Source organism: Sphingorhabdus sp. (assembly GCF_044354325.1).
GTDB lineage: Bacteria > Pseudomonadota > Alphaproteobacteria > Sphingomonadales > Sphingomonadaceae > Sphingorhabdus_B.
In genome coordinates this window covers 1-13,618 of the sequence record NZ_JBILAF010000052.1, presented here as the reverse complement: position 1 = coordinate 13,618, position 13,618 = coordinate 1, and the positions used below count along the sequence as shown (strand labels likewise).

Sequence of the window (13,618 nt, the reverse complement as noted above, 5' to 3'; positions counted from 1 at the left end):
CCATTAAACGCACCGCCGCGTAAATCGCGTCGTCAAAGCCATAATATTCATGCTTGAAGAAAATGTGCCCAGACATTTCGCCCGCCAAAGGCGATCCTGTTTCCTTCATTTTGGACTTAATCAGGCTGTGGCCGGTTTTCCACATCAGTGGCTGTCCGCCAAGTTGCTCCACGCGGTCAAACAGCGCCTGCGATGCCTTCACGTCGGCGATAATCGTGGCGCCCGGGACATCGCCCAGCACGTCTTGCGCATAAATTTGCAGCAATTGGTCGCCCCAGATAACGCGCCCCTCGCCGTCAATCGCGCCAATGCGGTCGCCATCGCCGTCAAAAGCCACTCCGAAATCGAGATGCTTTTCCGCGACAAGCTTTTGCAGATCGACCAGATTTACAGGGTCGGTAGGATCGGGGTGATGATTGGGAAACTGGCCATCCACATCCACAAACAAAAGATGGTGCTCACCGGGTAACATCTTGACCAGCTTTTCAATTGCCGGTCCCGCCGCCCCGTTGCCTGCGTCCCACCCGATGCGAAATGCCTTTTGCGGCGCCGCTTCGGCAACGCGGGCGACATATTGGTCAAGGATATCCAAATGCTCGGAAGTACCCTCTCCGGCGGTCCAATCCCCTGCCGCCGCCATGCTGCCCAGCTTTTGGATATCCGCGCCAAAAAACGGTTTCCCCATGAGGACCATTTTGAAGCCATTATAATTGGCTGGATTATGGCTGCCGGTTATTTCAATGCCGCCGTCTACATCGTCCAGAACGGCTTCGGCATAATATAGCATGGGCGTTGGCCCCCTGCCGATACGCACAACGTCCACTCCGCTGTCGTTCAATCCCTTGACCAGCGCGCCTTCGAGCATAGGTGAGCTGACGCGGCCATCATAACCCACGGCGGCCTTTTTACCGCCGGCCCGGACCAGGCACGTGCCAAAGCCACGACCAATGGCATAGGCATCATCCGCGCCAAGCGTTTCACCAATGATCCCGCGAATGTCATATTCACGCAGCGAAGTGGGGTGGAAATTATGGGTCATAGGATTCCTAATTCTGGGAGATATTTTTGTAATTACAATATAGTTGAGTAATTACAGTATCTTTTTGTTCAAATCATCTAACAAAAGATCGCGGGCCTTGTTCAACGCGGCGGCTTGTGCATCGCTGCCGCCTGCGTCGGGATGGTTTTGCGAAATCAAGGCGCGATGCCGCTCGCGAATGCGGTTGGCAGTATCGAACCGTGAAACGCCAAGCAGAACACGGGCCGCATCAAGGGCCGCCGCGTCATTGTCTTTCCCGCCTTTGCCCAGCAGCCGCCACGTCATCCCGCGATACCACGCCGCAGCAATCGCAATTGCGCCGAGCCCAAGCAGAAGGCTCCCGCGTGCGGCCAGAAAGGCGCCGCCAATCCCAAGCAATATCGGAAAAATCTGCTGCGACTGCAGTTTTTTCGTCCACACCGCCCACGCCAGCGCGGCGATAATCAGGAGCCCGAGAAAGGCCATTAAACGAGCGTGGCACCCTGCAGATCGGGCAGTGCGAGGCCTGTGACAAGTTCGCGCAATTCCTGACGTGCAGCGATATGCGCAGTCGCCAATTGTCCCAAATGGCCCTTGTCGATCAGCGTCAATCCCGACGGGAAAAGCTCGCGATAAATAACGCGCTCGTTCAAGCCCGGCACGGATCGGAAACCCACACGCTTCGACAATTCGGCAATGGCATTGGTCATGCGCTGCTGGTTGCGCGCCTCCATATTGTGCAGCCGGTTGCGCACGACGATCCAGTCGATCGTAACACCATCTGTCTTGGCCCGCTCCTTGCGCGCCTCCCAGATAAGCTCGGCATAGAAGCTTAATTTGCGCACCTTGAAATTTTCGGCATCGACTTGGCCGATGAGGTCGAAGTCGACAAAGCTGTCATTGATCGGGGTCACCAGCGTGTTTGCCCGCGTGGCGACGAGGCGGGCATATTTGTCATCGCGGCCGGGCGTGTCAAATATCAGGAAATCATTCTCGGCACCCAGTCGTTCGACTTGCCGGTCAAGTGTCGCCTGCGAATCATGCTCAAACACTTCAAACACGGGCATGGGCAGGCTGATGCGACGCCGCGCAATCGTGTCGCGCCGGTTCTCAAGATAGCGAAACAATGTCCGCTGGCGTGAATCAAGGTCAATACATGCCACCCGCGCACCGCGCGATGCCAGGGCAATGGCGACATGGACCGCCGTCGTCGACTTACCCGTTCCGCCCTTTTCATTAGCGAAAACAATGTGATGTGCCTTGGCCATATTCCCCCGGATCTGTCCTAAATATCTTGCGCCCGACATTTGCCTTGAAATGTCGCCACGCCGTCCCGCATAGGCGGGTTCACTTAAAGCCATTAAACAAGGCCGCCGACACGTGCAAACCATCAATCAACTTGCTTCATTACGGCACAATGTTTCCAACCTGCGAAAAGAGGGTGGGCGCATTGCGCTCGTCCCGACCATGGGGGCATTACATGACGGTCATATGGCACTGGTCGACAATGCGCGGCGCCATGCCGACGCGGTGGTCGTGTCTATCTTCGTTAATCCAACCCAATTCGGTCCAAATGAAGATCTCGACGCCTATCCGCGTACGTTTGAACGCGATTCAGAATTGTTGCGTGCGGCGGGTGTCGACATCTTGTGGGCACCCACCGCGGCGACAGTCTATCCGCAGGGCTTTGCGACCAAATTGCATGTCGATGGCCCAAGCCGCGGATATTGTGGCGGTGCACGCCCCGGGCATTTTGATGGTGTCGCGCTCGTTGTCGCCAAATTGTTCAATCAGGTTCGGCCCGATGTTGCGCTGTTTGGCGAGAAGGATTTTCAGCAACTCGCGGTCATTCGCCAAATGGCGCGCGATCTCGATTTCGATCTCGAGATATTGGGTGTCCCGATCGTGCGTGACACAGACGGCCTCGCACTGTCCTCACGCAATGCCTATCTGACGCCCGAGCAAAGGGCAGCGGCATTGGCTTTGCCAAGGGCGTTGGAAGACGCCGCGCGCGATATTCGTGGCGGCAAAGCTGTCGCCGAAACGCTTGCCGCCGCTACTGCAAAAATATTGGCGGGCGGCTTTGATGCGGTGGACTATTTCGCGCTCGCCGACGCGGTTACGCTTGAGGAACTGCACGCCTTTGACGGCCGCGAGGCGCGGTTGTTGGTGGCGGCCAAGATCGGCAAGACGCGCCTGCTGGATAACTGCCCGCTATAGGCGCACATTTTGCATCCCAATCTGGACGCGGTTTTCGCGTTTTGCGTTAACCATTTGTTATCCATGTTTGGCGAGATTGATCTCACACGGTGGATGTGGGGACAGTAATCATGGGTAGCAGTTTCAAAAGCGCGAATTTCTTGATGCAAAGCCGCTTGGCCGATGTGGCGCGCGGCAACGCGGACGTATTGTACGACTTGGGCATGGCCTATTCTAGCGGAGGCGGCGGGGTCGAAGTCGACCTGATTGAGGCGCACAAGTGGTTCAATCTCGCGGCCCTGAATGGCAGCGAAGAGGCGACGATGTGCCGCGCAGATGTCTCGGACGAGATGACCGCGCGCGAAATCGCAGAGGCACAGCGCCAGGCACGCGCATGGCTGCAGGCAACGGATCAACGCCGCGCCGCCTGACTGGCGCGACATTAAATGGCCGTCGAATTGAATTTGCGTTGGGTTTTATGGGGTAAGCGTAGCCTGCCGCCAGTGGCCAGTCATCCAGCCTAGCCAAGCCGCGACCAGATCTCTTCGCGTGCCTTCATCAATTCGCTGAACGCCTAGGAGCGTGCGAATAAAATCAAGGGCCCCAGATCGTGCTCGTCGGCCGCGCGTAATGCTGCGATGTAAGCTGCACGTGTAACGTTGGCGTCAGTGAGGCTGTGACTTCCCCACGAGAATTGAGGGCGGCCGAGTTGTACAGCCAGTAAATCGCCAGCCATGCGTGAGAGGCGACCATTACCGTTAGGGAAGGGATGGATTGCCACGAGCCGGTGCGAGAAACGCACCGCAATTTCGTCAGGAGCGTAGGTGGCATTCGCTACCCAGAAGCGCGCATCGTCAAGTGCCTGCGCAGTATCCATCCGGACACGGTTGGCATCTACGCCAATGTTACGTGCCGTCTTGCGATAGTGCCCAGCCCAGCGCCACACCTGACCGAACATGCGTCTGTGCAGTTCGCGCAGGAAGACTTCATCGAGCGGGTCGCTGCGGCGCGACGACAACCATTTTGAGGCATGCGCAATGTTGACCTGTTCCGCCTCGTTCAACTCGCGACGCAAAGTGATGTAGGACGGTATAAGCTGTTGCATCTCCTCTGCATCGAGAGGTGTATTGGCATCGTCATCTTCATGGAAAAGTGCGTCTGTCATTCATCATCCCACAAGCGGCGCGTTGAGCCGGCAAGTAGTTCCGCAATTATGCGCTGGCGTTCGGTCACGAGGTCAGACCCATCCATCGCCTGGTTCTCGAGGCGCATGGTGTGGTGGAGCCGCGCAAGCATAGCCTCTGCCTTTCGGGCGGCCTGTTGCTGCACGATGTCATCCAGCGAGTTCGTAGGGACTATGGCGTAGACGAATGTGCAGCCCATCGCCTGGGCTGCCTCGCGCATACTTTTTATCGTTATTGCGCCCGCCGGCTCCGCCTTTTCCATTGCCGTTATGCGCGAATAGGCGGCGCCCATTCGCTTGGCCAGCTGGCGTGTGCTTAATCCCAAGGCCTCGCGAACGCCCTTAAGCCAACCGCGTGGAGGAACGGCGACGGCCTCCCCCCGCAGTGCTGCGAGGCGGCGGTCGAGACTTTTTCGTGCTAAAATTGCTTGGCCAGGTGACATATATGCAGGTCCTTCTATTATAATATGACACATATATGTGTGCACATCAAGATATTTTGACCTGATATATATGTGCAAAATAAATACATACGAGCATATATAAATATGCAAAAATCATTTTTAAGACCGCACTCGAGGTGCGCATGGGGCGCAGCCTTCCCTGAATATTAAACCTTTGCCTTCTGGCCTGAAGCCGTCACCGCGCTCAATAGCGCCGTATGTGGCTATGCTAATGTTGCTTAAGCTTGCCTCCGTGATAAAGCGCACGGCATAGGGCTGATGGTGAGACGCCTCCTGCGTCACGTAAATTTGCTTTTTATGCATAAGGACTTTTTTGACATGCCGGCACCGATACTCGTAACAGGCGCAGCGGGTTTCATTGGCCACGCCGTGGCGCATCGGTTGTTGGCGCGCGGTGAGCGTGTCATTGGCGTCGACATCGTCAATGACTATTACGACCCCGCACTGAAAGAGGCGCGCCTGGCGACTTTTGCCGGGATCAATAGCTTCGCATTTGAACGCATCGACATTGCCGACACTGCAAAAATGGCGGCGCTTGTCCGCGACCATAAAATCGTGCGCGTGGTCCATTTGGCGGCGCAGGCGGGCGTGCGGTACAGTATTGAAAACCCCTTCGCATATGAACGTTCAAATCTGGCGGGGCATCTGTCGGTGATGGAAGCGTGCCGCCATGCCGAGGGTTTCGAGCATCTGGTCTATGCCTCCTCCAGTTCAGTCTATGGCGACAAGCCGATGGGCGGCGAGGGCTTCAAGGAAGATGAGCCCGCCAACGATCCCGTGTCACTATATGCCGCGACTAAACGCGCGTGTGAGATGATGAGCCAGTCTTACGCCAATTTATACGGCTTCCCGCAAACGGGGCTGCGCTTCTTTACGGTCTACGGCCCTTGGGGGCGCCCAGACATGGCCTATTTCAGCTTCACGCAGAAAATTCTCAAAGGCGAGGCCATTGAAGTCTATGGCGACGGGAAAATGGCGCGCGATTTCACCTATATTGATGACATTGTCGACGGGATCATTGGCGCGCTCGATAACCCGCCCGCACGCGGCGAGCACCGCGTGCTCAACATCGGCGACAGCCATCCGGTTGGCCTGATGGACATGATCGATACGCTTGAGAAAGCCATCGGGCATGAGGCCGTTAAGGTCATGCGCCCAATGCAGCCCGGCGATGTCACGGCGACCTATGCCGATGTTTCAAAGCTGCATGCGCTGACGGGCTATAAACCCAAAGTGATGCTGGCCGAGGGTCTGGAAAAATTTGCGGCGTGGTACCGCGAATATTATCGCGTCGCGCCTTAGCTCTTAATCTGGGACTGCCATTCATCGAAAGAAGCCGCCAACTTGCGGCCGGCAATCTGCCGCCCTGTCTCGCGCGGCAGGCCGAGTGAGGCCGACATCGGGCCGCCCAACAATGCGTCGCCCAATGCCATCAACACCATTTCGAGCGTGAGTTCATGCAGCGACGTGTCGTCCTGGCCCTCTTCGCCAATTTCGTCGACCAGTCTATGGATCGCCTCGATAATCGGATCGAGCGCGTCTTCATTGCCCGACAATAGCATCCACGAGGCAAGCGCACCCGCACCCTCGCGATCGAACTGGTCGAAAATCAAGTCAGCAAGCTCGTGCGGCGTCACCACACCGCCCCGCATTTGCACCACCGCCGCGCCGATTTTGCTGCAGATCTTGTCGCCCATATAGGCAGCAAGCTCGCGCTGCAGCCCAGAGGCGGAGCCGAAATGATGCAGCAAATTGGCGTGTGTGCGGCCAATGCGTCCCGCGACTGCCTTAAGGGTAACGGCCTGCGGACCCGATTCAAGCAACAGGTCGCGCGCGGCCTCAAGCGCCGCCAAGCGGCTCGCCTCGGGGCTTAACCGGCGCGGCATGGCGGGATCATTCAGTTGTACGATTTTTGAAGCGTGTGTGGTCATGAGTGCCTGTGCGTAATTATCATTTTACACGTTAGGCCAATTGCACTGCTTGTCCAATAGCGTTGAATGCAGCTTACGCCGCCTGAAGGCGCTCCATATATTCGCGCATGCCGAGTGCTTGCGTGCTTCGCATATCTCCATCGTCGGTGACGGCTGCCTCAAGCGACCGTTCGTACAGCGCGCACGTTGTGGCAATGCCGCGGCCGTTGCTGTGGCGTAGTGCCGTCTTGCCGGTGCTTTGAAAGCCAAGCTTGCGCAAAACATTGCCCGACGCGGGGTTGTCGGTGAAGTGGCTCGCGACCAATTTTTTGTGGCCGATCGTTTTGGCTATCTCAATGACGGCGCGGCTGGCTTCGGTGGCAAAGCCCAATCCCCAATATGGCCTGCCGATCCAATAGCCCAGTTCGGCGTCATTATTGAAGTTGCCAATGCCGCACGCGCCGATCAGGCGCGGCGCGCCGTTGGTCCGCAGCATCATCAAAAAGGAAGGGAAGTGCGCGTCATGCTCTTGCGTGGCGGAACGCACGGCGTCCTCCGCCGTATAGGGCCACGGCGCGCGGGCGAGATTGCGGACAATGCCTTCATCGGCGATGGCCTGATGAAGCTCGCCCGCATCTTCGGGCCAGCTGGGCCGCAATAACAATCTTTCGGTTCTCGCGAACATCTTTTCTCTCCGGTTCTGCGCCGCCCTTTGCACGATAAAGCGACAGCCATGTTACAGTTCCTCCGCAGGAGGCTGAGAACAGGGAGAAAGAGACAAAAAGAAAGGGAGACCGGTTGACCCGTCTCCCTGTTCAAAGGTGGAAACCACCTGATGCGATTTCCGGGTCATCCGTCTGGACAACCCGGTATCGATTGTCCTGTTTATTCGGCCGCCGCAGCCGCCATGTCGACCGACACATATTTGCGGCCAAGTTTGCCAGCGTGGAAACGCACACGGCCCGCGACGAGCGCGAACAAAGTGTGGTCCTTGCCAAGGCCAACGCCTGCGCCAGGATATACCTTGGTGCCGCGCTGACGGATGATAATGTTGCCACCGATGACGCTTTCGCCACCGAATTTCTTAACGCCAAGGCGGCGGCCTGCTGAATCGCGACCGTTGCGTGACGAACCACCTGCTTTTTTATGTGCCATGGTCTAAACTCCTAAGTCAGAGCGTTGCCGCTCAAGCTTCCTTTGAAGCTGCAGCCTTTTTGGGCGCAGCGGCTTTCTTTGGCGCGGCTTCAGCCTTTTCGGCTTTCGGCGCAGCAGCCTTTTTCTCTTCCTTGCCAACGGCGAGGATGCGCAGCAGCGTCAGTGACTGACGATGGCCCTGCTTACGACGATAATTGTGGCGACGACGCTTTTTGAAAACGATCACCTTTTCGCCGCGCTCTTGCGCAATGATTTCGGCAGAAACGGTCAGGCCGTTTACGTCCTGCACTGTGTCGCCGTCACCGGCCAACAGAACGTCACCAAGCGAGATCTTGTCACCCGCTTCACCAGACAGTTTTTCAACTGCGATTTTGTCTCCGGCGGCTACGCGATACTGCTTGCCGCCTGTGCGCACGATTGCGAACATGGCTATAACTCATCCGTTTCTACAGCTTAGCGCCCTTTTGAAGCGCGGTTGCTCAAACGCGTTACTCCAAAAGACGAATCTTGGGAGGTCACGCAAGAAGGGGCGCAGCTAGTCCAAGGATTTCATCCTGTCAACGCCTTTTGCCCGCCATCAAGCGCTATTGCGCGGCCCTTGCATGGGCGTGGCCGCAGGTTTAGACACCGCATATGTCGATTATCAAGCCCATGCTTCGCCTGATGCCCTTCATTCTGCTCGCATCATGCGGCAGTATCGACGGGCAGTTTCCCTCGCTTGAACGGCGGGCGTATGAGAATAATGACGCGATAACGGCGCCCACAACACCGCCAGCAGCGCCGGTTTCCATGTCCGTGGAGCTCAAGGCGCAGGTCGACGCGTTGCTTTCGCGGCACAAGATCGCGCACGCGGCCTATCTAGAGCGCCTTGATGCGGTGCGCTCTGTGGCCGCACGCGCAGCGGGAAGCGGCCCCGGCAGTGAAGCATGGGTCAACGCGCATGTCATATTGTCGCGGCTCGATAAAATACGGGATGATTCGGTCGCGGCGGTTCGCGCGTTTGATGGTTTGATTGCGGATGCCAATGCGGGTGATTCGGGACTGGCGGCGCTGCTGACCGATGCGCAAAAACCGGTGGTTGATGATGTCGCTGCGCAAAATGATGAAATCCGCCGACTTTCCCGCCTGATTGGGGAATAGCTATTCCCTGCCCAGCGTAGGCGCATTTGCTTGCCTATGCGCGGCCCATGTGCACAAACTGGGCGATGGACGGTCAACACACGCAAGCTATTTCGCAAAATCCGGATATCCGGTTTCTCGGCAAGATGCTGGGGGACGTCATTCGCGCTTATGGCGGGGAAAAATTATTCCGGCAGACCGAATATATACGTTCGACGAGCGTTGATCGTTTTCGCAAAGTTGAAGGTGCCGAGGCGAGCGACAGCGGCCTTGGTGCGCTCAGCCTTGATGATACGCTGAACTTCGTTCGTGGGTTCATGCTGTTTTCGCTTTTGGCCAATCTGGCGGAGGATCGCCAAGGCCTTGCGCATGAGGACGGCGCGACGGTCGCGGAGGCTTGCGCGCGGCTTATGGCGGAGGGGGTTGCCCTAACCGACATCCGCGAGATGCTTGGCCATAGCCTGATCGTGCCCGTGCTGACCGCACATCCCACCGAAGTGCGGCGCAAGAGTATCATCGACCATAAAAACCGGATCGCAAAGCTGATGGAGCTGCGCGATCAGGGACAGACGGTGACTGAAGATGGCGATGACCTAGACGCAGCCATCTACCGGCAGATTGCGCTTCTGTGGCAAACGCGGCCGCTGCGCCGCGAAAAGCTGTTTGTGGCAGACGAGATCGAGAATGCCCGTGCGACGATGCAGGATGTTTTTCTGACGGCGCTGCCAAAGCTTTACGCCGGTTGGGAAAAGGCGCTCGGCGGTCGTCCGCCCGGTTTTGTGCGTCTTGGCACCTGGATTGGCGGCGACCGCGATGGCAATCCCTTCGTGGATGCCGAAACGCTGCGTTATGCCACTGCGCGTAACGGCGGCACCGCCATTCGGCACTATCTTGAGCTGATCCATAAACTGGGCGCGGAAATTTCGATCTCGTCGCTGATGAGTGACACGCCCGAGCCTGTGCAGGCATTGGCCGAGAAAAGCGGCGACACTGCCTCAAGCCGCGCGGACGAACCCTATAGGCGGGCGCTGTCTGGCATCTACGCACGTCTGGCGGCGACACATATCAAATTGGTTGGCGATCAACCGCCGCGCCCTTCGAGCCTCTCTGGCCAGCCCTATGACGGCCCTGACGAACTGCGCCGGGACCTTGTCACTGTCGCGTCGGGCCTCGCCAGCGACGGCGATGGCGCGCTGTCGAGCGGGGGCGCATTGGCGCGGCTCATCCGCTCGGTGGAGATATTTGGCTTCCATCTGGCGACGCTGGATTTGCGCCAGAACAGTGATGTGCATGAACGCGTCGTTGCCGAGCTGTTCCGCGTTGCCCGCGTGTCGCCGGATTATCTTGCGCTGGATGAGGCCGCGCGGGTCGAACTGCTTGTCGCCGAACTGTCGCACAATCGGCCGCTGGCCGGCGAGTGGACGCACTATAGCGCGGAGACTGCAAAGGAACTCGCCATCGTTCGGGCGGCAGCCAAGGCGCAGGCTGATTACGGTGACGCCGCCATCACGACCTACAATATCAGCAAGACGACCAGCGTGTCCGACATGCTTGAAGTCTATGTGATGCTGAAACAGGCGGGGCTGTATCGCATTGATGACGATGGAAAGCCACGCGCGACCATCATGTCCGTGCCCTTGTTTGAAACCGTCGCCGACCTTCAGGCTGCGCCCGAAACCATGCGCGCCTTTTTCCAAATTCCCATGATGCAGGCGCTGGCCAATGCGCGCGGGCATCAGGAAGTGATGATCGGCTATTCGGATTCGAACAAAGACGGCGGCTACCTGACATCCACGTGGGAATTATATGAGGCATCGAGCGCCTTGGCGGACGTGTTTGCCGACGCAGGTGTTGCGATGCAGCTTTTTCACGGGCGTGGTGGCGCGGTGGGCAGGGGTGGCGGTTCCGCCTTCGGGGCAATCCTCGCGCAGCCGCAGGGTACCGTGCAGGGCCGCATCCGCATTACCGAACAGGGCGAAGTGATCGCCGCCAAATATGGCACGGTCGACAATGCCGTCACGAGCTTGGAAACCATGGCATCGGCGACGATGCTCGCCACGCTGTCGAGCGACCCGATTGCGGGTGCCGACGTTGCCCGGTTCAAGGCGGCGATGGCTGAACTCTCCGCCAGTGCCTTCCGCCACTATCGCGGCTTGGTGTACGACACCGCTGGCTTCCGCACATTCTTTCGCCAGATGACCCCCATCAATGAAATTGCGACGCTGAAAATCGGATCGCGGCCCTCAAGCCGCACGGCGTCCGACGCCATTGAAGATTTGCGCGCGATCCCTTGGGTATTCTCATGGGCGCAGGCGCGCGTCATGCTGCCGGGCTGGTATGGCACTGGACAGGCGCTGGCCGATTTTGCGGACAAGGGCCTGCTGCGTGCAATGGCGGGTGAGTGGTCATACTTCCAAACCATTCTCGCCAATATGGAAATGGTTTTGGCCAAGTCCGACATGGGCATCGCTGCGCATTATGCTGGCTTGGTCGAGGATCAGGCGCTTGCGCATGATCTTTTCGGCCGCATCAAGGGCGGCTGGCACGCGTCACGCGACAGCCTGCTAGCGGCAACCGGCCAAAGCCACTTGCTTGAGGCCAACCCGGCGCTGAACAATTCCATCCGCCTGCGCCTGCCCTATATTGAGCCGCTGAACCTGCTCCAAATCGAACTCATGAAACGCCACCGCGCCGGTGAAGCCGACGAACGCATTGGCGAGGGCATTCAGTTGACGATTAACGCGATCGCGACGGCGTTGCGCAATAGCGGCTAGGCAACCGGTAGGTCGCTTCGACCAAAACCATTGCCCGTTCGACAAGTTGTAAAATCACAGCTTCCCCTGCCGCATCTGCCTGATATGAGGTTGCCATAGATAAATCAGGAGAGTTTCGATGCGCATAACCCAAACCGCCCTTTCTGCCCTTGCTGTGGCGCTGGTCTATATGGCCACACCGGCCATTGCGCAGACTGCAGCCGCGGCACCTGTTGCCTCCGCCGACGTTGACCAGAACGCCGCGATTATGGCGTTTTTCGACGAATATGATGCGCAGCAGCTTGCGCGCTCGCCGCTCGGCAAATCCTATCGCGGCATCAAGGACAGCGACTATGGAAAATGGGACGATGGTTCGGACGCAGCCGAAGCCCGCAATTATGAAGCCGAACGTTCGGCGTTGAAAGAAATGCGCGCGCGCTTCGACCCCGCCAAGCTGTCGCCCGAAAACCAACTCTCCTATCGCCTCTTCGAAAAGCGCGCGGCGCGCAGCGAGGGCGCATATAAATATAACGACTATGGCTATATCTTCGATCAGATGAACGGCGCGCAGAGCCAGATCCCCGCCTTTCTCATCAACATCCACCGCATTGATACCAAGTCCGACGCCCGCGCCTATGTGAACCGGCTCTATGGCATTGGCCCCGCAATGACGGAGGCTGTCGGCCAAGCCAAAACGCGCGCCGCAAAGGGCATCATGCCACCCAAGTGGGTCTACCCTTACGTCATCGCCGATTCGCGCAACGTCATCACCGGGGCACCCTTTGATGGCGGTCCTGACGCGCCATTATTCGCCGATTTCAAGGCGAAGGTCGGCAAGTTGAAGATCACGCAGATCGAAAAGGATATCTTGATTGCGGACGCGGCGCAGGCACTCACCAACGCGGTGAAGCCAGCGTATGAGGCTTTGATCGCTGAAATGACGGCGCAGGAGAAAGTCGCCGGCACCGACGACGGTGTCTGGCGCTTCCCCGATGGCGCTGGCTATTATGCCGAGCGGCTGGCCAACTACACCACGACCAACATGACGCCTGACCAGATCCACAATCTCGGTCTAGCCCAGGTTGCGCGCATCCACAAGGAAATGGGCGTCGTCCAAAGGAAAATGGGCGTGAAGGGCGACCTTCAGGCTTTCTTCAAATATATGCGCACGGAGCCCAAATTCTACGCGCCGGAAACCGAAGAGGGCCGCGCGCTCTATTTGTCCGAAACGCAAAAGGCGCAGGACGCCATCACACCATTGCTGCCCCAATGGTTTGGAATATTGCCCAAGGCGCCGTTGGTTGTGAAGCCAGTGGAAGCATTCCGTGAGAAATCGGCAGGCAAGGCGTTTTACCAGCGCCCCGCGCCCGATGGTTCGCGCCCCGGCACTTATTACGCCAACCTCTATAAAATGGCTGACATGCCACTGACCGAGGTTGAGGCATTGTTCTACCATGAAGGCGTCCCCGGCCACCATTTGCAGCTGGCGATCCAGACGGAGCTAAAAGACGTTCCTGCCTTCCGCCAATTTGGCGGCGTTACGGCTTATTCCGAAGGCTGGGGTCTCTATTCGGAGAAGCTTGCCAAGGACATGGGGCTCTACACTGATCCGGCGCGCGATTTCGGTCGGTTGCAATTGGAACTGCACCGCGCCATCCGGCTCGTGGTCGACAGCGGTCTGCACCACAAACGCTGGACGCGCGAGCAGGCGATTAAATATGTCGAGGATAACTCTGCAGACGCCCCCGGCGGCATCGTGAAAGCCATCGAACGCTATATCATCTACCCCGGTCAGGCGACGGCCTACATGGTCGGCC

At 58.0% G+C, this 13,618-nt stretch carries 15 protein-coding genes; 6 read left to right on the top strand and 9 right to left on the bottom strand.

The window, feature by feature from the left end:
• The 3 genes from pgmG to ACIQ0G_RS06390 form a co-directional block, all read right to left on the bottom strand.
• On the bottom strand, positions 1 to 1,039 hold a 1,039-nt coding region (gene pgmG, locus ACIQ0G_RS06400; RefSeq protein ID WP_397577187.1), incomplete at its 3' end, for a phosphoglucomutase/phosphomannomutase PgmG.
• 51 nt (positions 1,040 to 1,090) lie between these two features.
• Positions 1,091 to 1,504, bottom strand: coding sequence for a hypothetical protein (locus ACIQ0G_RS06395; RefSeq protein WP_397577186.1), 414 nt, complete (start codon positions 1,502 to 1,504; stop codon positions 1,091 to 1,093).
• The gene (locus ACIQ0G_RS06390) at positions 1,504 to 2,286 is read right to left on the bottom strand and encodes a division plane positioning ATPase MipZ (protein ID WP_324479089.1); all 783 of its coding nucleotides are present in this window, start codon (positions 2,284 to 2,286) and stop codon (positions 1,504 to 1,506) included. The genes ACIQ0G_RS06395 and ACIQ0G_RS06390 overlap by 1 nt, the downstream gene beginning before the upstream one ends.
• A 112-nt stretch (positions 2,287 to 2,398) precedes the next feature.
• On the opposite strand from ACIQ0G_RS06390, the gene panC reads away from it, so the two are divergent.
• Positions 2,399 to 3,238 (top strand): pantoate--beta-alanine ligase, encoded by an 840-nt coding sequence (panC, locus tag ACIQ0G_RS06385; protein ID WP_397577185.1) that lies wholly within the window; start codon positions 2,399 to 2,401, stop codon positions 3,236 to 3,238.
• Between the two features lie 110 nt (positions 3,239 to 3,348).
• Positions 3,349 to 3,648 (top strand): hypothetical protein, encoded by a 300-nt coding sequence (locus ACIQ0G_RS06380; RefSeq protein WP_397577184.1) that lies wholly within the window; start codon positions 3,349 to 3,351, stop codon positions 3,646 to 3,648.
• 143 nt (positions 3,649 to 3,791) lie between these two features.
• Here ACIQ0G_RS06380 and ACIQ0G_RS06375 read toward each other — a convergent pair whose 3' ends face one another.
• Together ACIQ0G_RS06375 and ACIQ0G_RS06370 are read right to left on the bottom strand one after the other, a co-directional pair.
• On the bottom strand, positions 3,792 to 4,382 hold the full coding sequence (locus ACIQ0G_RS06375) for a mobile mystery protein B (RefSeq protein ID WP_397577183.1): 591 nt from the start codon (positions 4,380 to 4,382) through the stop codon (positions 3,792 to 3,794).
• Positions 4,379 to 4,843, bottom strand: a complete 465-nt coding sequence (locus ACIQ0G_RS06370) for a mobile mystery protein A (protein ID WP_397577182.1) — start codon at positions 4,841 to 4,843, stop codon at positions 4,379 to 4,381. The genes ACIQ0G_RS06375 and ACIQ0G_RS06370 overlap by 4 nt, the downstream gene beginning before the upstream one ends.
• A gap of 339 nt (positions 4,844 to 5,182) precedes the next feature.
• Here ACIQ0G_RS06370 and ACIQ0G_RS06365 point away from each other — a divergent pair, with 339 nt between their 5' ends.
• Complete coding sequence (locus ACIQ0G_RS06365; protein WP_397577181.1) at positions 5,183 to 6,166, top strand: SDR family NAD(P)-dependent oxidoreductase; 984 nt, start codon at positions 5,183 to 5,185, stop codon at positions 6,164 to 6,166.
• On the opposite strand, the gene ACIQ0G_RS06360 is transcribed toward ACIQ0G_RS06365, so the two are convergent.
• The 4 genes from ACIQ0G_RS06360 to rplU all read right to left on the bottom strand — a co-directional run bounded on the left by ACIQ0G_RS06360 (position 6,163) and on the right by rplU (position 8,356).
• The gene (locus tag ACIQ0G_RS06360) at positions 6,163 to 6,795 is read right to left on the bottom strand and encodes a TetR/AcrR family transcriptional regulator (RefSeq protein ID WP_397577180.1); all 633 of its coding nucleotides are present in this window, start codon (positions 6,793 to 6,795) and stop codon (positions 6,163 to 6,165) included. The two genes, ACIQ0G_RS06365 and ACIQ0G_RS06360, sit on opposite strands and share 4 nt — an antisense overlap.
• Before the next feature lie 73 nt (positions 6,796 to 6,868).
• Positions 6,869 to 7,459: a GNAT family N-acetyltransferase gene (locus ACIQ0G_RS06355; RefSeq protein WP_397577179.1), complete on the bottom strand. Its 591-nt coding sequence runs from the start codon at positions 7,457 to 7,459 to the stop codon at positions 6,869 to 6,871.
• Positions 7,460 to 7,659: 200 nt separating this feature from the next.
• Entirely contained in the window at positions 7,660 to 7,929 is a 270-nt protein-coding gene (gene rpmA, locus ACIQ0G_RS06350) for a 50S ribosomal protein L27 (RefSeq protein WP_183942321.1), read from the bottom strand.
• A gap of 31 nt (positions 7,930 to 7,960) precedes the next feature.
• Positions 7,961 to 8,356 (bottom strand): 50S ribosomal protein L21, encoded by a 396-nt coding sequence (gene rplU, locus ACIQ0G_RS06345; RefSeq protein ID WP_183942320.1) that lies wholly within the window; start codon positions 8,354 to 8,356, stop codon positions 7,961 to 7,963.
• A gap of 206 nt (positions 8,357 to 8,562) precedes the next feature.
• On the opposite strand from rplU, the gene ACIQ0G_RS06340 reads away from it, so the two are divergent.
• From ACIQ0G_RS06340 to ACIQ0G_RS06330, 3 genes are all read left to right on the top strand, one after another.
• Positions 8,563 to 9,069 carry a hypothetical protein gene (locus tag ACIQ0G_RS06340; protein ID WP_397577178.1) on the top strand — a complete coding sequence of 169 codons (507 nt, stop codon included), beginning with the start codon at positions 8,563 to 8,565 and terminating at the stop codon, positions 9,067 to 9,069.
• 47 nt (positions 9,070 to 9,116) lie between these two features.
• Positions 9,117 to 11,822 carry a phosphoenolpyruvate carboxylase gene (gene ppc / locus ACIQ0G_RS06335; protein WP_397577177.1) on the top strand — a complete coding sequence of 902 codons (2,706 nt, stop codon included), beginning with the start codon at positions 9,117 to 9,119 and terminating at the stop codon, positions 11,820 to 11,822.
• 118 nt (positions 11,823 to 11,940) lie between these two features.
• Positions 11,941 to 13,618: DUF885 domain-containing protein (locus ACIQ0G_RS06330; RefSeq protein ID WP_397577176.1), on the top strand; the 1,678-nt coding region annotated here is incomplete at its 3' end.